Source organism: Hungatella sp. SL.1.14 (genome assembly GCF_024460495.1).
GTDB lineage: Bacteria > Bacillota > Clostridia > Lachnospirales > Lachnospiraceae > Hungatella > Hungatella hathewayi.
Genome location: NZ_JANFYJ010000250.1, coordinates 1 through 310 on the forward strand (window position 1 = coordinate 1; position 310 = coordinate 310).

1 protein-coding gene is annotated in these 310 nt (G+C 46.8%); it reads left to right on the forward strand.

The window, feature by feature from the left end; all coding sequences use genetic code 11:
* A partial coding sequence (locus NE473_RS30870; protein ID WP_256265622.1) for an AbgT family transporter occupies positions 1-188 on the forward strand: 188 nt, incomplete at its 5' end.
* Positions 189-310: the final 122 nt, after the last annotated feature.

A 310-nucleotide genomic window follows, 5' to 3' on the forward strand; every position in this document is an offset into this window, starting at 1 on the left:
CGCTGGATCCGTCCTATACGGTTACACCGTTGGGAAACTGGTTCTTCATGATTGTATCGACGATCCTGATCACCATTGGGGGAACCTATATTACTGAGCGTGTGATTATCCCGCGCCTTGGGCCGTATAAGGAAAATGGAGACGGAACTCTGATCGAGGCGTCAGACAGCATTTCCGCGAAAGAATAAAAGGCATTAAAGGCAGCTAACTGGGTATTTGTAGGAATCGTGGCATTCTATATCATCTGCTGTATTCCGAAAAATTCCTTTATGAGAAACCCTGAGACCGGCAGCTTAATCGACGGTTCAAC